Source organism: Lysobacter changpingensis (assembly GCF_017308985.1).
GTDB lineage: Bacteria > Pseudomonadota > Gammaproteobacteria > Xanthomonadales > Xanthomonadaceae > Lysobacter_J > Lysobacter_J changpingensis.
In genome coordinates this window covers 829,997-847,793 of record NZ_JADWPE010000002.1, presented here as the reverse complement: position 1 = coordinate 847,793, position 17,797 = coordinate 829,997, and the positions used below count along the sequence as shown (strand labels likewise).

Genomic DNA, 17,797 nt, shown 5'->3' with positions numbered 1-17,797 from the left:
CGTTCCTTTCCACCCGTTCCTGTCATGAGCGACATCCTCGACACGATCCTCGCCCGCAAGGCCGAGGAGATCCAGCAGCGCAGCCGCGTACGGCCGCTCGAAGACCTGCGCGCGCGCGCGCTGCAGCAGCCACCCACGCGCGGATTCGCCGATGCCATCCGTCGCAGGCATGCCGCGGGCGAGGCGGCGGTGATCGCCGAAGTGAAGAAGGCCAGCCCGTCGAAGGGGCTGATCCGCAAGGACTTCGATCCTGCGCAGATCGCGCGCAGCTACGAAGCCGGCGGCGCTGCGTGCCTGTCGGTGCTGACCGACGTCGATTTCTTCCAGGGCAGCAATCTGTACCTGGGCGAAGCGCGCGCGGCGTGTTCGCTGCCGGTGCTGCGCAAGGACTTCACCATCGATCCGTACCAGGTGTACGAGGCGCGCGTGATCGGCGCCGACGCGATCCTGCTGATCGTCGCCGCGCTGGAAGACGGTCCGCTGGTGGAAATGGCCAACCTCGCCATGGAACTGGGCATGGACGTGCTGGTGGAAGTGCACGACATCGACGAGCTCGAGCGCGCGTTGCAGACCGACTGCGAACTCATCGGCGTCAACAACCGCAACCTGCGCACGTTCGAGGTCTCGCTCGACACCACGCTCGCGCTGAAGGACGCGGTGCCGCGCGACCGCACGCTGGTGACCGAAAGCGGCATCGCCACGCAGGCGGACGTCGCCAAGATGCGCGAGGCCGGCGTGCAGACCTTCCTGGTCGGCGAATCGTTCATGCGCGAGGCCGAGCCCGGCGTCGCCCTGCAGCGGCTGTTCGTCGCATGAGCACGCACAAGGCGAACATGCCCGAAGGCGTCGAGCACCTGCCGGGCGCGGCGGCCGTGCAGACGACGGGCGAGGACAAGCCGGGCGAACGCCCGTACGCGCCGCTGGTCGTGTTCGACTTCGACCACACGCTGTACGACGGCGATTCGGGCAGCCACCTGGTGTTGTGGCTGATCAGGCGCGATTGGGCGCGCGTGGCGGCGGCGATCGCGCTGTCGCCGCTGCTGCTGCCGCTGATCGCGTGGCTGCCGACGCGCCGTCACGCGATTTCGGTCTACCTGTGGATCGCGACGCTGGGCACGCACCGGCGCCACGACATGGACCGCCTGATCGACCTGTACGTGCGCAAGCATGCGAAGGAGATCCGCGCGCGCCTGCTGCCGACCGCGCTGAAGGTGCTGCAGAAGCACCGCGACGCGGGCGATCGCGTGATCATCGCCACCGGCGCCTCGCCGGAGCTGGCGCGCGCGATCCTGGACTTCGTCGCGCACGAGGACCTGCCGGTGATCGGCAGCATCGGCGGCCCGTTCCTCGGCGGCATGATCACCGTCGAACACTGCCATCACGAGAACAAGATGCGGATGATCTGGGACGCGGGCTACGACCAGATCGCCGTCGCGTACTCCGACAGCAGCGCCGACCTGCCGCTGCTCAAGGCCGCGCGCAAGCCGGTGGTGGTCAATCCGAAGCGCCGCCGCGTGGCGATGTTCCGCCGCGTGCTGCCACCGGGCACGCCGATCCTCAACTGGGGTTGCAAGGAGCGCGGCGGGGATCCCGTCGCGCCGTGAGGAGACTCAAGCCCTCTCACGCCGGGGAGGGCGGGGCGGTGGCGGCGTAACCGCTCGCCGAGGGTGACGCTTTCGATGGCGGACTAGTCGCCCAGCGCCTTCACGAACCGCATCGACCCGTCCAGATACCCGCACTGGCGGTAGAACGCGTGCGCCTCGGTGCGGCTGGCGTTGCTGGTGACTTCGATCCGGCGCACGCCGTAGCGGCGGCAGATCGACTCGACTTCGCGCAACAGGCGCCTGCCGACGCCTTTTCCTTGTTCTTCGGGCAGGACGACCAGGCCGGTGATGCGGCCCAGCTCATGACCGTGCACGACCGAGTAGAGCGTGTAGAGGGAAATCAGCCCGCAGGCATCGCCGTCGATTTCCGCCAGCAGCAGGTGCTGGCGCGGGTCGTGGCGGACGACGGCGATGCGTTCGGCGGCTTCGTCGCGAGAGCAGGGATAGCCGAGCTCGCCGAGCAGGCGGGCGACGTCGCTGGCGTCGCCCAGTTCGGCCTGGCGCACCCGGGCCGTCACGGCTTCATCGGGTGCGCCGGCGCGGGCCACGCGTCAGCGCGTGCCGTACAGGACGACGGTCTTGCCGCGCGCGTGCAGCTTGCCGTCGGCCTGCAGCTTCTTGAGCACGCGGCCGGCCATCTCGCGCGAGCAGCCGACCAGGCGCGACAGCTCCTGGCGCGAGACGCGGATCTGCGTGCCCTGCGGGTGGCTCATCGCCTCCGGCTCGCGGGCGAGGTCGTGCAGGGCGCGGACGATGCGGTCGGTCACGTCGAGGAACGCCAGGCGGCCGGCCTTCCTGCTGGTGTCCAGTAAACGACGGGAGATCTGCGCGCCGATGGCGTACAGCAGCTTCGGCGCGTCCAGCGACAGGCGGGTCAGCAGCAGGTCGTAGAGGCGCTCGTGGCCGATCTCTGCCAGCTCGCAGGTGCTGCGCGTGCGCAGGATCACTTCCCGCTGGTCGCTGGCGATGAACAGGCCCAGCTCGCCGACGAACTCGCCGGGGCCGAAGTAGCCCAGCACCAGTTCGCGGCCGTCTTCCTCCTCGGTGATGATGCTGACCGAGCCGGACACGATGTAGTACAGCGTGCTGGCCGGGTCGCCCGGACGGAACACATCCGTCCGCGAGGGGTAACGGCGGCGGTGGCAGTGGGCCAGGAAGCGTTCGATGGTGGCACCGTCCGGCAGCAGCGGGCTGTTGGTGCGACGCATGACGGACGAGGAGGCAGCCGGATTTGCGGACATGGGCGTGAAAGTTTTGTGATCGGTCGAGCTTAGGACGAAGTAACGCGTTGGGCAAATATCCGCCCTAGCGCGTCACTCCGTGTGAACTCTAACCTGTGACGGCAATCAGGTTCAGCCCCGGGTCGGCGCGGAAGCCCCCGCTGGGCGGTTTCCGGACCGCACGCGTTCCCCCGTGGGGGTTTGTGCCGCATAATCGCGGCCCTCGCCGCCCTACCGGGATCTCACTGCCGTGGTCAAGCCGTTGCCTCGCCTGAGGTTGCAAGGTTTCAACAACCTCACCAAGGCCCTCTCGTTCAATATTTACGACGTCTGCTTCGCGGCGTCGGAGGACGAGCGTCGTCGCTACATCGAGTACATCGACGAGGCGTACAACGCCGATCGCCTGACCCAGATCCTGACCGACGTCGCCGAGATCATCGGCGCCAACATCCTCAACATCGCCCGCCAGGACTACGACCCGCAGGGCGCGTCGGTGACCATCCTCATCTCCGAGGAACCGGTGATCGACAAGAAGGATGCCGGCAAGGAGATCATCTCCGACGCGGTCGTGGCGCACATGGACAAGTCGCACATCACGGTGCACACGTATCCGGAGACGCATCCGGACAACGGCATCGCGACCTTCCGCGCCGACATCGACGTGGCCACCTGCGGCGTGATCTCGCCGCTGAAGGCGTTGAACTACCTGATCGAGAGCTTCGAGTCCGACATCGTGGTGATGGACTACCGCGTGCGCGGCTTCACCCGCGACATCAAGGGCAAGAAGCACTACATCGACCACAAGATCAATTCGATCCAGGACTACCTGGCGAAGAACATCAAGTCGCGCTACGAGATGCTCGACGTGAACGTCTACCAGGAGAACATCTTCCACACGAAGATGCACCTGAAGGAGTTCGACCTCGACACGTACCTGTTCGAGGAAAAGGCCAAGAACCTGTCGTTCAAGGAGCGCATGAAGATCGAGGCGCGCCTGAAGCGGGAGATCGAGGAGCTTTATCACGGGCGCAACCTGGCCGATTGAGGCCGGGCTGTCGTCCTGAACGAAAAGGCCCGCGCTTGCGGGCCTTTTTTGTTGCTGTCGTGCGAACCGTCAGATGCGATACGCGACGGTCTTCATCACCTTCGACGCCATCGCCATCAGCGACGGCACCGGCGGGGGCAGCACGCGCGCGCCCGCGGCCTCGGCGTGATCGGCGTGGCGGGCTTCGTCGGCCTTCATCACTTCCAGGATCGCGCGGCTGCGCGCATCGGCGGCGGGCAGGGAGTCGAGGTGTTCGTCGATGTGCGCCTCGACCTGGCGCTCGGTCTCCACCACGAAGCCCAGGTTCCAGCCATCGCCGCGCAGGCCGGCGAGCGTACCGATCGCGAAGCTGCCGGCGTACCAGAGCGGATTGAGCAGACTGGGGCGGCTGTCGAGTTCGCGAAGGCGATCCGCGCACCAGGCCAGATGGTCGGTCTCTTCCTGCGCGGCGGCGAGCAGGTGCGCGCGCGTGGCCTCGTCCTGCGCGATCGCCGCCTGCCCGCAATACAGCGCCTGCGCGCAGACTTCGCCCACATGGTTGATGCGCATCAGACCGCTGGCGTGACGACGTTCGTCTTCATCGAGTTCGATCTGCGCGACGTCGCGCGCGGGATTCGGTCGCTGCGCGCCGGGCGCGCCGAAGACGGTGTCGAGCGCGCGCTGGGTGTCGGTGAGGAAACGGTCGAGGGGCGTGAGCTGGCGGTGCGTATCCATGCCGGCAGTTTACGCGCCGGCCGGAACGGTCCGCGGTGAAGGCGCCGCTTCGAGGCGTTCGGCCAGGAATTCGAGTGGATGCTGCACCGGCACCGCCGTGCCGTTGGCGAAGTGGAGACGGCAGCCGAGGTTCGCGCTGAGCAGCCGCGTCGCGCTGCTTGCCTCGAGCTGGCGCAGCAACGGCGCGCGGAACGCGGCGGCGCGGGCGGGATCCTCCAGCATCTGCGTGCCCGAGGCCCCGCAGCAGCCGGAGGCGTCGAGCTCGACGATCTCCAGCCCGGGCACCGACGCCAGCAGCGCGCGCAAGGCGCCAGCCGAGCGCACGACGTTGCGCTGTGTGCACGGCAAATGCAGCGCGATGCGCTCGGGCATCGCTCGCCATCGCCAGCGATCGGGGCGGACGGTGAGCTGCCGCGAGAGGTAGTCGAGGGCGTCGACGGTGCGGCGCTCCGGACCCTCGTCGACGGCCCGTGAGACGGCTTCGTGGCAGCCGCTGGCAAGCGTCAGCACGATGCTCGCGCCGCCGAATGCGTCGTGGTTGCGGCGGGCCAGTTCGTCCGCACCTGCTGTATTGCCCGCGTGCGCGTGAACGCTTCCGCAGCACGTCTGGCCGGAAGGGATGTCGACGCCGATCCCGAGCACGGCGAGGCATCGCGACAGCGCATCGCGCAGGCCGGCTTCGTACGTCCCCGCAGCGCAGCCGACGAACAGGGCGATGCGGGCTTCCGCCGATTCGACCGCTATCCGGCGGCTCGGAGCGGGCGCCGGCGGCGGCAACGGCCGCCAGCGGGCCGGCAACCACGGATGCAGCCGTCCATAGGTCCGCAGCACCAGGCCAAGCAGGGCGGGGCGCTCGACGAGCGCTTCGATCGCGCGCTGGCCCAGTCCAGCCGGCCGACGCTCGCGCTGGCGTGTCCGCGCCTGGACGAGCAGGGTGCCGTACCGGACCCCGGCCGGACAGACCGCCTCGCAGCTGCGGCAGCCCAGGCAATGGTCCAGGTGCGCCTCGCCGACCGGCGTCGGCTCGAGAGTGCCAAGCGCCCAGGCTCGGGCCAGGGCGATGCGGCCCCTCGGCGACTCGGTTTCCAGCCGGGATTCGGCGTAGGTCGGGCACGCTGGCAGGCATAATCCGCACTGCACGCAGCGGTCGGCCAGGGCCACCAGCGGATCCGGGGCGGTGGGTCGGAGCGGGGCGGCGGGCGGCATGGCGCAATTCTAGCCGGGCGGGCCGGGCGACTTGCGGCGCCGTCCCGGGCCGGCTATCATTCCGCCTCTTCGTTTTACCCCCTCTACAACGCGTGGCGAAGTTCCGCCGGTCCGGCCCTGCCGGAAACGAGTACGGAACCAGCCCGACCGGAACACCATCAAAGACCAGTCATGAAGACTTTTACCGCCAAGAACGAGACCGTCCAGCGTGACTGGTACGTCGTAGACGCCGAAGGCAAGACCCTCGGCCGCCTCGCTTCCGAACTCGCCCGCCGTCTGCGCGGCAAGCACAAGCCGGTGTTCACCCCGCACGTCGACACGGGTGACTACCTCATCGTGATCAATGCCGAGAAGGTGGCCGTCACCGGCAAGAAGCTGCAGGACAAGCAGTACCACCGCTTCACCGGCTACATCGGCAACCTCAAGACCGAGACCCTGGCCCAGGCGCTTGAGCGCCATCCGGAGCGCGTCATCGAGATCGCCGTGAAGGGCATGCTGCCGAAGAATCCGCTCGGCCGCGCCATGTACCGCAAGCTCAAGGTCTACAAGGGCTCCGAGCACCCGCACGCCGCCCAGCAGCCGCAGCCGCTGGACTTCTGATTCGGACCCTATTCTTAGAGACATCCCATGGCACTCCAGCAGAACTACGGCACCGGCCGCCGCAAGTCCTCCACCGCCCGCGTTTTCCTGCGCAAGGGCGCTGGCAACATCACCGTCAACCAGCGTCCGCTGGATGAGTTCTTCGGTCGCGAAACCGCGCGCATGATCGTGCGCCAGCCGCTCGAACTCACCCAGTCGACCGACAAGTTCGACGTCGTCGTCACCGTCGCTGGCGGCGGCATCACCGGCCAGGCCGGTGCGATCCGCCTGGGCATCGCCCGCGCGCTGGTCGAGTACGACGAAACCCTGAAGACCGAGCTGCGCAAGGCCGGCTTCATGACCCGCGACGCGCGTGAAGTCGAGCGTAAGAAGGTCGGTCTGCACAAGGCCCGCCGCGCTACGCAGTTCTCGAAGCGCTAATCGTTTTTGGGTTACAATCTGTCCCATAGCCCCGTCGCCAAGCGGTAAGGCATCTGACTCTGACTCAGACATTCGGTGGTTCGAATCCATCCGGGGCTGCCAGACAAAACAAGAAACCCGCCGCAAGGCGGGTTTTTTGTTGCCTGCGATTCCATGGCTCCGATACGTGACGCGTCTCGCGGCACCACGGCGGCGAGCCGCCGCCCGCGCTGTCAGAATGCGCCGGTGTTTTGCGTTCTCGTTCATGTCTCGCCACGCCGCGCGCAGTCGTTACAATTGAAACCATCGCGCGGCAGCGCTGGAATCCGGGAGTTTCGATGAAGCTTGGTTCACTGAAGGAAGGCGGTCGCGACGGCACGTTGATCGTGGTTTCGCGCGATCTTTCGCGCGGCGTGCGCGCCACCGGCATCGCCGACACGCTGCAGCGCGCGCTGGAAGACTGGTCGAACACCGCGCCGCGCCTCAACGCGCTGTACGACGCGCTCAATGAAGGCAATGCCGAAGGCGCGTTCGATCTCGACATGACCGCACTCGCCGCGCCGCTGCCGCGCGCGTACGAATTCGTCGATGGCTCGGCGTACCTGCCGCACGTCGAGCGCGTGCGCCGCGCGCGCGGCGCCGAAGTGCCGGAGAGCTTCTACACCGATCCGCTGATGTACCAGGCGGTGAGCGCCGGCTTCTATGGGCCGCGCGATCCGGTGCGCGTGCCGAGCGAGGAGTACGGCATCGACCTGGAAGCGGAAGTGGTCGTGGTCACCGACGACGTGCCGATGGCCGTCACGCCCGCGGAAGCGGCCTTGCACATCCAGCTCGTCGGCCTCGTCAACGACGTGTCGCTGCGCAACCTCATTCCGAACGAACTCGCCAAGGGCTTCGGTTTCCTGCAGTCCAAGCCGCGTTCGGCGCTGAGCCCGGTGTTCGTCACGCCGGACGAACTCGGCGACGCATGGCAGGGCAACAAGGTGCACCTGGCGCTGACCACGCACATCAACGGCGAGTGGTTCGGTGCGCCGGAAGCGGGCGTCGACATGCAGTTCGATTTCGCGCAGCTCGTCGCCCACGCGGCGAAGACGCGTCCGCTCTCGGCCGGCACGATCGTGGGCTCCGGCACCGTCGCCAACCAGGACACGTCGCTGGGCGCATCGTGCTTCGCGGAAAGGCGCACGGTCGAGACGCTGGAAACCGGCAAGCCGATCACGCCGTTCATGAGCTTCGGCGACACAGTGCGCATCGAGATGCTTTCGCGCGATGGCGCGAGCGTCTTCGGCGCGATCGAGCAGCGCATCGAGAAGGGCGGCAACGCCTGACGCATCACGCCGCGCATGGCCTCGCGCCGTGCGCGGATCGACACAGCTTCGCGGGGAACGGCATGGCGGCTGAGCATCTGCGGTTGTACTCGTATTGGCGATCGAGCGCGGCGTATCGCGTGCGCATCGGGCTGAACCTGAAATCGCTGCCGTACGAGACGGTGCCCGTGCACCTGGTGCGCGACGGCGGCGAGCAGCATTCGGATGCCTACCGGCAGATCAATCCGCAGGAACTGGTGCCGGTGCTTCAGCATGGCGATCGCGTGATGCGGCAGTCGGTCGCGATCCTGGAATACCTGGACGAAACCTGGCCCGAGCCGCCGCTGCTGCCCGCCGCGGCGCGCGATCGCCAGCGCGTGCGTGCGCTGGCGCAAACGATCGCCTGCGACATCCATCCGCTGAACAACCTGCGCGTGCTGCAGCATTTCGATCGCGCATGGCATGTTCCGCAGCCCGAGCGCGACGCGTGGGTGCAGCACTGGATCCACGAGGGATTCACCGCGCTGGAGGCAATGCTCGCCGACCATCCCTCGACCGGCATGTTCTGCGAAGGCGATTCGCCGACGCTGGCCGACTGCTGCCTCGTGCCGCAGGTCTACAACGCGCGGCGCTTCGCGGTGGATCTGTCGGAGTACCCGACGATCACCCGCATCGAGAAGGCGTGCCTGGCGTTGCCGGCGTTCGAAGCCGCGCGGCCGGAGAAGCAGCCGGATGCGCCGGTGACATAGATGGCGCTGAGCCGGGGCTTTTGTAGCCCCGGGAAGCGAAGCGCACCGGGGGCCGCCGTGCTTGCGTTCGGAGCGTTATCACACGAAGCATCGCGGGCGCCGAGGCGACCGCACGTCCGTCCCTCGGCCCAACCCCTCTCCCGGAGGGAGAGGGCTCAACAGCGCGGCCTGCTACGCAGGCGCTGACGTGGTCCGATGGAGGGCGCCCGAGGATTACTGGGTGGCCGAATCGTAGATATCCGCGTACGGATCGTGTTCGCCAGTGGAGCCTTCCGAGAGGCGGAACTTGAGCGCCAGGCCTTCGCGGGAGTCGGCGGCCTTCAGCGCCTCCTCCATGTCGATGCGGCCTTCCTTGTGCAGGCGGAACAGGCACTGGTCGAACGACTCCATGCCTTCCTCCAGCGATTCCTCCATCGCCTGCTTGATCTCGTGCACCTGGCCACGACGCATCAGGTCGCGGATGTGCGGCGTGTTGATCAGCACTTCCGCCGCCGGCAAACGGCGGCCATCGGTGCCGACCACCAGGCGCTGGCTGACCACCGCGCGCAGGTTGAGCGCGAGGTTCATCAGCACGTTCTTGTGCGCCGCTTCCGGGAAGAAGTTGAGGATGCGTTCCAGCGTCTGGTCGGCGTTGTTGGAGTGCAGCGTCGCCAGGCACAGGTGGCCGGTTTCGGCGAAGGCGATGGCCGCCTCCATCGTGGTCGCGTCGAGGATTTCGCCGATGAGGATGACGTCCGGCGCCTCGCGCATCGCGTTCTTGAGCGCGTTGTGGAAGGCGTGCGTGTCCAGGCCGACCTCGCGCTGGTTCACGATCGACTTCTTGTGCTTGTGCAGGTATTCGATCGGGTCCTCGATGGTGAGGATGTGGCCCGAGATGTTGCTGTTGCGGTAGTCGATCATCGACGCCAGCGTCGTCGACTTGCCCGAGCCGGTGGAGCCGACGATCAGCACCAGGCCGCGCGGGGCCATGATGATGTCCTTGAGCACCTGCGGCAGCTGCAGTTCCTCGATCGACGGGATCACGCTGCGGATCGCGCGGATCACCATGCCGACTTCGCCGCGCTGCTTGAACACATTGATGCGGAATCGGCCCGCTTCGGGGAGCGCGAGCGCCATGTTCAGTTCAAGGTCACGCTCGAAAAGCGGAACCTGTCCCTCGTCCATCAGGGAATAGGCGATCTTCTTGACCATGCCCGGAGGCAGGCCGGTGTTGCCCAGGGGGTAGAGCTTGCCTTCGACCTTGATGTACACAGGTGCGCCGGTCGTCAGGAACATGTCCGACGCGTTCTTTTCCGTCATCAGCTTCAGGAAATAGCCGATGTCCATGCAAGCAACCCCTATTCTTGCGCCGTCACGCCCCGGAACGGTCCCGTTGCAAGCGCGGCGGCGGCTTTACGACAATGGCCGGGTACCTAACTCAGGCACGGCCTCCCCAATGCGTCCAAGCTTCGCACAATTCCGATTTCCGCTGCTGGCTGCAGTTCTCGCTTCCGCACTCTGCTCCTGCGCTTCGCTGCCACCGCCGACGGGCGAGCTGGCCGCGGCCCGGCAGGCCGTGACCCGCGCCGAGGACGCCGACGCCGACCAGTACGCGCCGCAGGAACTGGGCACCGCCCGGACCGGGCTGTCGCAGGCCCAGGCCGCGATGAGCGCCGGCGACGACGACGAGGCGCGGCGCCTCTCGCTCGCGTCCGCCGCCGACGCCGACCTGGCATACGCGAAGAGCCGCGAGGCGCTGGCCACGGCCGAACTCAACCAGCGCCGCGCGGAAGTCGCCGAGCTGCGCAGCCGCCTGCAGGAGGCCCAGCCGTGACCATCCGCCCGATGCTCCTGACCCTCGCGCTGGCCGCGGCCTTCGCCGCCACGCAGGCCCATGCGGCCGACAACCCCGATACGGCCCGCCTGTCGCAGCGCCTGACCGCGCTCGACGCCGATTCGACCCTGAACACCTTCGCCGCCTACGAGCGCCTGCAGGCACGGCAGGCGATCGGCGTCCTCGATCAGGCCGCCAAGCGCGATCGTCCGGGCGCGCTGTACGTCGCCGAGCGCCGCGTCGCGATCGCCGAATCCGCCGCGCGCACGCAGGCCATGCAGCGCCAGGCCGACCAGCTGGAGCGCGAGCGCGCCGAGCTGCTGGTCGAGGCCAGCCAGCGTGACGCCGCGCGCGCCCGCGCCGAGAACGAGCGCCTGCGCCTGCAGGCCCAGATGCAGGCCGAGGAAGCCGAACGCCTGCGCCTGCAGAGCGAGGCCGACGCCGCCGCGATGCAGGACGTCGAGACCGCGCTGAAGGGCGTGGCCGGCGCCCAGACCGCGCGCCTGAACGCCGCCCGCGAACGCCAGGCCAAGCTCGCCCGCGAGGAAGCCGAACTGGTGACCGGCGGCAAGCTGCCGGCCGCCAAGCGCGACAATCGCGGCGAAGTGTTCGCGCTGGGCAAGGGCACCTTCGGTTCCGGCAAGGCCAGCCTCAGCGATGGCGCCCAGACCACCGCCAGGACCATCGCCGCCTACGCGCAGGCCTCGTCCTCGCCGGGCGTCCGGGTCGAGGTGACCGCCGCCGATGCCCAACTCGCGCAGCGTCGCGCCGAGGCCGTCCGCGACGCGCTCGTGGCCGGCGGCTGGCCGCAGGGCCAGGTGCAGGTGACCGGTCGCGCCGGCAAGGGCGATCGCGCCGAAGTCGTCGTTCAGTCCAAGTAAATCTGAGCGAAAACAATCAGTTACGCTGAATGCGCGGAAGCGCGGCGCAGACCGCCTTCCGTTCGTCGCGACCTTCGCGACGGTGCTCACAAGCCGCCCTCGACGCCCTTGCCGACCGCTGGAGGGAGGAGTAGGGTCGGTACTCCAAGCGGCCTGTTTTCCGCTTGGCGATGAGCCCGGTCGATGACGTCAACGCCCCTCTCGCAGGACCCCGCCGCCCCACGTCAGTACGGGGCCGGTCCTTGTGAGGCCGCCGCCCCGACCGGCTCTTCCACGACCCCGCGCAACGCCCTGGCCCGAGGACGGCTGGGGCGTTTTCGTTTGCGGGGCCTTCCGCACGGGCCCGGGCCTCGCGCCCGGGCTTCCATACCCGCTGAAGGAGGCTCTACATGTTCGAAGAACGACCGCAGCCGGAGATCGAGGCGCTGATGAAGGCCAACCCGGAATTCAAGCAGCTCTACCAGCGCCACAAGGATCTCGACAAGAGAGTGATGGATGCCGAACTGGGCGTGCTACCGATCGACGACATCACCCTGGCGCAGATGAAGCGCGAGAAGCTGGCTGCGAAGGACCGACTGGTCCGCATGTACGACCTGCAACACCACTGACGTCCACCCCTTTCCTCGCCGCGGGCGGCGACTTCCTCGTCGGTCTCTCCGCCCGCGTCTCCGAAGAGCCGGGGCGGCTGCGCCCAGCAGCCGCCCCGGTGCGAAGGAACTTCCCCTCCCCGATGGCGCCCGCATGGCCGGGCGCCCCCTGGCGCGCCGCGAATCGCGGCCCCGGCGGCGCCGCGACGTCCATCCGGCCTTTCCGCGCTTCACGCCGGGCTTTTACACTGCCCGGATGAGCATCCATCAATCCGTACTCGAATTGATCGGCGACACGCCGATCATCAAGGCGCAGCGCCTGGACACCGGCGTCTGCGAGCTCTATCTCAAGCTCGAATCGCAGAACCCGGGCGGCTCCATCAAGGACCGCATCGGCCTGTCGATGATCGAAGCGGCCGAGAAGGCGGGGCGAATCCGCCCCGGCGACACGCTGGTGGAAGGCACCGCCGGCAACACCGGCATCGGCCTGGCGCTGGTCGCGCAGCAGAAGGGCTACAAGCTCATCCTCGTCGTGCCCGACAAGATGAGCCGCGAGAAGATCTTCAACCTCAAGGCGATGGGCGCGCAGGTCGTGCTCACGCGTTCGGACGTCGCCAAGGGCCATCCCGACTACTACCAGGATCTGGCCGAACGCCTCGCGCGCGAAACGCCCGGCGCGTACTTCATCAACCAGTTCGGGAACCCGGACAACCCGGCCGCGCACGAATTCGTCACCGGCCCGGAAATCCTGCGGCAGATGGGCGACGTCGGCGGGCTCGACGCGATCGTCTTCGGCTGCGGCAGCTCGGGCACGATGACCGGCCTGTCGCGCTACTTCGCGAAGGAATCGCCGGATACCGAACTGATCCTCGCCGATCCCGTCGGTTCGATCCTCGAGGAATACATCAACCGCGGCACGCTGTCGGACAAGTCGGCGAGCTGGATGGTCGAAGGCATCGGCGAGGATTTCCTGCCGCCGATCTCCGACTTCACCCGGGTGAAGAAGGCCTACGCGATCAGCGACAAGGAAAGCTTCCTCACCGCGCGCGAACTGCTGGAGAAGGAAGGCATCCTCGGCGGTTCGTCCACCGGCACGCTGCTCGCCGCGGCGCTGAAATACTGCCGCGAACAGACCACGCCGAAGAAGGTGCTGACGCTGGTGTGCGACACCGGCAACAAGTACCTGTCGAAGATGTACAACGACTACTGGATGCTGGACAACGGCTTCCTCGCGCGCCAGTCCACGGGCGACCTGCGCGACCTGATCCTGCGTCCGTTCTCGCAGCGCGACACGGTGGTCGTCGGCCCGAACGACCTGCTGGTCACCGCGTACCAGCGCATGAAGCTGTACGACGTCTCGCAGCTTCCCGTGATGGACGGCGACAACATCGTCGGCATCGTCGACGAGAGCGACGTGCTGCTGCACGTGTACGGCGACGAATCGCGCTTCCGCGATCCGGTGTCGACCGCGATGGTGAGCAAGCTCGACAAGATCGACGTGCGTTCGCCGATCGAATCGCTGCTGCCGGTGTTCGATCGCGGGCATGTCGCGATCGTCGTGGACGGCGAGAAGTTCATCGGCCTGATCACGCGCATCGACCTGCTCAACTACCTGCGCAGGCGCGTGCAGTAATGAACGCCGCGGCGTCCGCGCACTGGCTGCCGGGCGACCGGTTGCCCGACGTGCGCCTGCGCGCTGCCGACGGAACGAACTGCACGCTGCACGCCGAATTCGCCGGCGCTCCGTTGTGGCTCGCAACGCCGGCCGATGCGCAGGACGCCGCGCGGCTTCCGCAGCCGCCGTCCGGCACGTTCGCGCTGTGCGTGGGTCCGCAGGCGCCGGTCGGCGCACCGCAAGGCTGGCGCGCGTTCGCCGCCGATGCGCGCTGGTGCGCCGGCGTCGGCACCGGCCTGCTGTGGCTGGTCGACGCGAACCTGCGCCTGTGCGCGTCGCTCGCGTTGCCGCAGCGGGCGCCGCCTGCAATAGCGCATCCGATCGAGCCGTTGACGGGTGAGCGCACGTTTCCGATCGCGCCGGTGCTGCAGATCCCGGGCGTGTTCGAGCCCGGGTTCTGCGCCGAATTGATCCGTCATCTCGAAGTCGACTGCGGCGGCGGCGACGTGTCCGCGGTGATGGTGATGCAGGACGGCGAACGGCGGATGCAGGTCGATCCGGACATCAAGCAGCGGCGCGAGACGATTCCGCGCGACGCGCAGCTCGAAGCGCGCATGCACGAGCGGCTGATGCGTCGCGCGCTGCCGGAGATCGCGCGCGTGTTCAATTTCGAAGTGCGGCGGCGCGATCCGTTCAAGCTGCTGGCGTATCCGGAACGCGCGGGCTATTTCCGCGCGCATCGCGACAACGAGTCGCCCGACGTCGCGCACCGGCGCTTCGCGCTGTCGGTGAACCTCAACCAGGGCGACTACGTCGGCGGCGAGTTCCGCTATCCGGAATTCGGCCCGCACCTGTTCTCGCCGCCGACCGGTGCGGCGCTGGTGTTCTCGTGCTCGCTGCTGCATGAAGTGCTGCCGGTCGAACGCGGCACGCGTTACGCGATGACCACGTTCCTGGCCTGATTCAACCGCGAGGACGCAGGCGCGGCGCCAGGTCGGCGGTGCCGATCGCGTCCAGCGCGGCCTGTGCCCATTCCATTCCGTCGCCGATGCCGTCGGCGTGTTTCTCCGCTGCGGCGGCGAGTTCGCGCCGGCGCGCGTTCGCATCGAAATGCGCGCCACCGTCCTTCGCGTAGCGGCTCAGCAGTTCGGACGCCTTGATGCGCTGCGCCCAGTCGTCGGGCACCGCGAGGCCGTAATGCGCCGCCAGCCGTGCCGTCGCCGGTGCGGGGTCGCGCAGGACGTCGGCGAAATCCAGGTCGATCAGGCGCCCGGCCAGGGCCGGGTCGGCGGACAGCGTTCGCCAGCGCAGCTGCTCGACCAGCCATGCGCGGGCGAGCCGGGCGCCGGTCAGTTCCGCACGCGGCAGCGCGGGCTGGCGCGCCAGCCGCAGCGGCTCGGTGGCGAGGACGCCCTCGATGAGGCCCGGGTCGCGGAGCATCGTCGCCAGCCAGGTCTGCAGGTCGACCCACAACAGGCAGCCACGGCCGGTGGGCGGCAGCAGGCGGTCGGCGAGGGTGGTCACCACGCTGGTCGGCTTCACCACGACCGCCCGGCTGTCGGGGAATCCCCGCGCGAGCAGGGCCAGCACCGGCGCCTCCCACGCGCGTACGGCCGGGTCCTCGCGGCCGTGGGCGAGGGCGAGCAGGGGCAGGGGTTCGCGCAGGCCGAGCACGCCCGGCACCAGGTCCAGCAGCCGGCTCACCAGCGAGGAACCGCAGTGGCCGACATGGAACAGCCAGTGGACGTCGCGCAGGGGCGGCGACGGCCCGAGCGCCGCGTCGAGTTCGGCCCGGTCGAGGGTCCAGCCGGACACCTCGCGGCGGCCCAGCGAACGCTGGTCGAGGAAGCTCGCCCGCCGGTAATCCCCGGCCTCGAAATGCAGCACCCAGGCCCGGTTTTGCGCCGCATCGAACGCGAACAGCGGATACGCTGCACTGCGGCTGAAGTCCGGCGGCAAACGCCTGGGTGGGCTCATGTGCGGTGCTAGAATCGTCGGCCGCCCATGCTAGCGCGGACTAGCTAAAAAAGACGGAAGGACGTAATGACTGAACGACATGCCGACGGCAGGGCGGGGAAGCCTGGCCTTGGTACCCTCGCGATCCACGCCGGCCAGGCGCCCGACCCGACCACCGGGGCGGTGATGACGCCGATCTACGCGACCTCGACCTACGCACAGAGCAGCCCGGGCGTGCACCAGGGCTTCGAGTACTCGCGCAGTCACAACCCGACCCGGTTCGCGTACGAGCGCTGCGTCGCCGGCCTGGAAGGCGGCACGCGCGGCTTCGCGTTCGCTTCCGGACTGGCGGCGACCTCGACGATCCTCGAGCTGCTGGATTCGGGCAGCCACGTCATCGCGATGGACGACGTCTACGGCGGTACGTACCGCCTGTTCGAGCGCGTGCGACGCCGCTCCGCCGGCCTGGACTTCAGCTGGGTCGACCTGAGCGACGCGGCTGCATTCGAAGCGGCGATCCGACCCGAAACGAAGATGGTCTGGATCGAAACACCGACCAACCCGCTGCTCAAGCTGGTCGACATCGCGCAGATCGCACAGATCGCGCGCAAGCGCGGCCTCATTGTCGTGGTCGACAACACGTTCTGCTCGCCAATCCTGCAGCGCCCGCTCGAACTGGGCGCGCACATCGTCATGCATTCGGCGACCAAGTACCTCAACGGCCATTCCGATATCGTCGGCGGTATGGCGGTGGTCGGCGACGACGCCGAGATCGCCGATCGCATGGCCTTCCTGCAGAACGCCGTCGGCGGCGTGCAGGGCCCGTTCGACAGCTTCCTCGCGCTGCGCGGCCTGAAGACGCTGCACCTGCGCATGAAGGCGCACTGCGAGAACGCGCAGGCACTGGCCGAATGGCTGGAGCAGCACCCGCAGATCGAAAAGGTCATCTACCCCGGCCTGAAGTCGCACCCGCAGCACGAACTGGCCAAGCGCCAGATGCACGGCTTCGGCGGCATGCTGAGCATCTGCGTCAAGGGTGGCGAAGCCGCCGCGCGCCGCATGATGGAGCGTTGCGAATACTTCACCGTCGCCGAATCGCTCGGCGGCGTGGAAAGCCTCATCAACCACCCGGCGATCATGACGCATGCCTCGGTGCCCGCCGAGCGCCGCGCCGCGCTGGGGATTTCGGACAACCTGGTGCGGTTGAGCGTGGGGGTGGAGGATCTGGCCGACCTGCGCAATGACCTGGGCCAAGCTCTGGGGCTGCTCGGATGAATCGGCAGTCAACAGCCTCGTTCTGGATTCAACGCGCGCTCGCGTGGGAAATGGCCAAGCGCGAAGTCTACTCGCGCTATCAAGGATCTGTGGCAGGGCTTGCTTGGTCGTTCTTCTACCCGGTCTTGATGCTTGGGGTCTATACGTTCGTCTTCGGCGTAATTTTCCGCTCTCGCTGGAGCGCCGATGCCGGAAACCTGCCTACGTCTGAGTTTGCATTGATACTTTTTGCTGGGTTGATCGTATACGGCATGTTCTCTGAATGCCTGATCAAAGCACCAGCGCTGATTACTGCGAATATCCAGTTCGTGAAGAAGGTGGTATTTCCATTGGAAGTGCTCCCTGTCTCATGCGTCCTCGCGGCTACTTTCCATATGGTCGTCGGATTGCTGGTGTTGTTTGCCGCGATGTTGCTGGTCCAGGGGTGGATTCCGGCAACGGCGCTGATGTTCCCGTTCGTTTTCCTTCCGCTGGCGTTTGCGACGCTAGGCATCACCTGGTTCATCGCGGCCTCAGGCGTATACCTGCGTGATCTGACGCAGGTCATGCCGCTCGTCTCGACGATGCTGCTCTTTCTTTCGCCCATTTTCTATCCAATCACTGCAGTTCCGGAAAAGTTTCGGCGCATCGTCGAGCTCAATCCCATTACCGGTGTCGTGGAAGGTGTGCGAGAAGTCCTCATCTTCGGAAGGTTGCCTGACCTGAGCGTTCTTGCTTGGCAATACGTGGCAGCGTTGACCATTGCTTCGCTCGGATTGTGGTGGTTCCGGTTCGTGCGCAAGGGGTTTGCCGATGTCATCTGAAGTCGTAATCCGGGCATCGGGTC

Annotated in this window: 20 protein-coding genes and 1 tRNA gene; 15 read left to right on the top strand and 6 right to left on the bottom strand. The window is 67.5% G+C overall.

Annotated features, from left to right (window positions below; all coding sequences use genetic code 11):
- The first annotated feature begins 24 nt into the window (after positions 1-24).
- Both trpC and I4U41_RS05535 read left to right on the top strand, forming a co-directional pair.
- Positions 25-816, top strand: coding sequence for an indole-3-glycerol phosphate synthase TrpC (trpC, locus tag I4U41_RS05540; protein ID WP_206860092.1), 792 nt, complete (start codon positions 25-27; stop codon positions 814-816).
- A 17-nt stretch (positions 817-833) separates the two neighbouring features.
- Positions 834-1,604, top strand: a complete 771-nt coding sequence (locus I4U41_RS05535) for a haloacid dehalogenase-like hydrolase (protein ID WP_206860423.1) — start codon at positions 834-836, stop codon at positions 1,602-1,604.
- A gap of 83 nt (positions 1,605-1,687) precedes the next feature.
- Here the strand turns inward: I4U41_RS05535 and I4U41_RS05530 are convergent, their stop codons facing one another.
- Positions 1,688-2,122 (bottom strand): GNAT family N-acetyltransferase, encoded by a 435-nt coding sequence (locus I4U41_RS05530; protein WP_206860091.1) that lies wholly within the window; start codon positions 2,120-2,122, stop codon positions 1,688-1,690.
- A gap of 33 nt (positions 2,123-2,155) precedes the next feature.
- Positions 2,156-2,812: a cAMP-activated global transcriptional regulator CRP gene (gene crp, locus I4U41_RS05525; RefSeq protein WP_242524992.1), complete on the bottom strand. Its 657-nt coding sequence runs from the start codon at positions 2,810-2,812 to the stop codon at positions 2,156-2,158.
- 262 nt (positions 2,813-3,074) lie between these two features.
- On the opposite strand from crp, the gene speD reads away from it, so the two are divergent.
- On the top strand, positions 3,075-3,869 hold the full coding sequence (gene speD, locus I4U41_RS05520) for an adenosylmethionine decarboxylase (protein WP_206860089.1): 795 nt from the start codon (positions 3,075-3,077) through the stop codon (positions 3,867-3,869).
- 69 nt (positions 3,870-3,938) lie between these two features.
- Here the strand turns inward: speD and coq7 are convergent, their stop codons facing one another.
- Both coq7 and I4U41_RS05510 read right to left on the bottom strand, forming a co-directional pair.
- Positions 3,939-4,583: a 2-polyprenyl-3-methyl-6-methoxy-1,4-benzoquinone monooxygenase gene (gene coq7, locus I4U41_RS05515; RefSeq protein WP_206860088.1), complete on the bottom strand. Its 645-nt coding sequence runs from the start codon at positions 4,581-4,583 to the stop codon at positions 3,939-3,941.
- A 9-nt stretch (positions 4,584-4,592) separates the two neighbouring features.
- Positions 4,593-5,744: a heterodisulfide reductase-related iron-sulfur binding cluster gene (locus tag I4U41_RS05510; RefSeq protein WP_206860087.1), complete on the bottom strand. Its 1,152-nt coding sequence runs from the start codon at positions 5,742-5,744 to the stop codon at positions 4,593-4,595.
- Between the two features lie 216 nt (positions 5,745-5,960).
- Between I4U41_RS05510 and rplM the strand changes: the two genes are divergently transcribed.
- From rplM to maiA, 5 genes are all read left to right on the top strand, one after another.
- Complete coding sequence (gene rplM / locus I4U41_RS05505; protein WP_115841323.1) at positions 5,961-6,389, top strand: 50S ribosomal protein L13; 429 nt, start codon at positions 5,961-5,963, stop codon at positions 6,387-6,389.
- A gap of 27 nt (positions 6,390-6,416) precedes the next feature.
- On the top strand, positions 6,417-6,809 hold the full coding sequence (gene rpsI, locus I4U41_RS05500) for a 30S ribosomal protein S9 (protein WP_115841324.1): 393 nt from the start codon (positions 6,417-6,419) through the stop codon (positions 6,807-6,809).
- Between the two features lie 27 nt (positions 6,810-6,836).
- A tRNA-Gln gene (locus I4U41_RS05495) sits at positions 6,837-6,911 on the top strand.
- A 215-nt stretch (positions 6,912-7,126) separates the two neighbouring features.
- Complete coding sequence (locus tag I4U41_RS05490) at positions 7,127-8,116, top strand: fumarylacetoacetate hydrolase family protein (RefSeq protein ID WP_206860086.1); 990 nt, start codon at positions 7,127-7,129, stop codon at positions 8,114-8,116.
- 62 nt (positions 8,117-8,178) lie between these two features.
- Positions 8,179-8,844, top strand: a complete 666-nt coding sequence (gene maiA, locus I4U41_RS05485) for a maleylacetoacetate isomerase (protein WP_206860085.1) — start codon at positions 8,179-8,181, stop codon at positions 8,842-8,844.
- A 213-nt stretch (positions 8,845-9,057) separates the two neighbouring features.
- On the opposite strand, the gene I4U41_RS05480 is transcribed toward maiA, so the two are convergent.
- On the bottom strand, positions 9,058-10,170 hold the full coding sequence (locus I4U41_RS05480; protein WP_206860084.1) for a PilT/PilU family type 4a pilus ATPase: 1,113 nt from the start codon (positions 10,168-10,170) through the stop codon (positions 9,058-9,060).
- Here I4U41_RS05480 and I4U41_RS05475 point away from each other — a divergent pair.
- The 5 genes from I4U41_RS05475 to I4U41_RS05455 all read left to right on the top strand — a co-directional run bounded on the left by I4U41_RS05475 (position 10,163) and on the right by I4U41_RS05455 (position 14,702).
- A complete protein-coding gene (locus I4U41_RS05475) occupies positions 10,163-10,657 on the top strand; it encodes a DUF4398 domain-containing protein (RefSeq protein WP_320415140.1) in 495 nt (164 codons plus the stop codon). The genes I4U41_RS05480 and I4U41_RS05475 overlap by 8 nt on opposite strands.
- A gap of 2 nt (positions 10,658-10,659) precedes the next feature.
- The gene (locus I4U41_RS05470; RefSeq protein ID WP_425492508.1) at positions 10,660-11,538 is read left to right on the top strand and encodes an OmpA family protein; all 879 of its coding nucleotides are present in this window, start codon (positions 10,660-10,662) and stop codon (positions 11,536-11,538) included.
- 389 nt (positions 11,539-11,927) lie between these two features.
- A complete protein-coding gene (locus I4U41_RS05465; RefSeq protein WP_206860082.1) occupies positions 11,928-12,146 on the top strand; it encodes an HP1242/YdcH family protein in 219 nt (72 codons plus the stop codon).
- Between the two features lie 235 nt (positions 12,147-12,381).
- The gene (locus I4U41_RS05460; protein WP_206860081.1) at positions 12,382-13,758 is read left to right on the top strand and encodes a pyridoxal-phosphate dependent enzyme; all 1,377 of its coding nucleotides are present in this window, start codon (positions 12,382-12,384) and stop codon (positions 13,756-13,758) included.
- Entirely contained in the window at positions 13,758-14,702 is a 945-nt protein-coding gene (locus tag I4U41_RS05455; RefSeq protein ID WP_206860080.1) for a 2OG-Fe(II) oxygenase family protein, read from the top strand. The genes I4U41_RS05460 and I4U41_RS05455 overlap by 1 nt, the downstream gene beginning before the upstream one ends.
- A 1-nt stretch (position 14,703) precedes the next feature.
- On the opposite strand, the gene I4U41_RS05450 is transcribed toward I4U41_RS05455, so the two are convergent.
- Positions 14,704-15,717: a hypothetical protein gene (locus I4U41_RS05450; protein ID WP_206860079.1), complete on the bottom strand. Its 1,014-nt coding sequence runs from the start codon at positions 15,715-15,717 to the stop codon at positions 14,704-14,706.
- A gap of 66 nt (positions 15,718-15,783) precedes the next feature.
- On the opposite strand from I4U41_RS05450, the gene I4U41_RS05445 reads away from it, so the two are divergent.
- Both I4U41_RS05445 and I4U41_RS05440 read left to right on the top strand, forming a co-directional pair.
- Positions 15,784-16,971 (top strand): cystathionine gamma-synthase, encoded by a 1,188-nt coding sequence (locus I4U41_RS05445; protein ID WP_206860078.1) that lies wholly within the window; start codon positions 15,784-15,786, stop codon positions 16,969-16,971.
- A 50-nt stretch (positions 16,972-17,021) separates the two neighbouring features.
- Positions 17,022-17,774, top strand: a complete 753-nt coding sequence (locus tag I4U41_RS05440) for an ABC transporter permease (protein ID WP_206860077.1) — start codon at positions 17,022-17,024, stop codon at positions 17,772-17,774.
- The last annotated feature ends 23 nt before the right edge of the window (positions 17,775-17,797 follow it).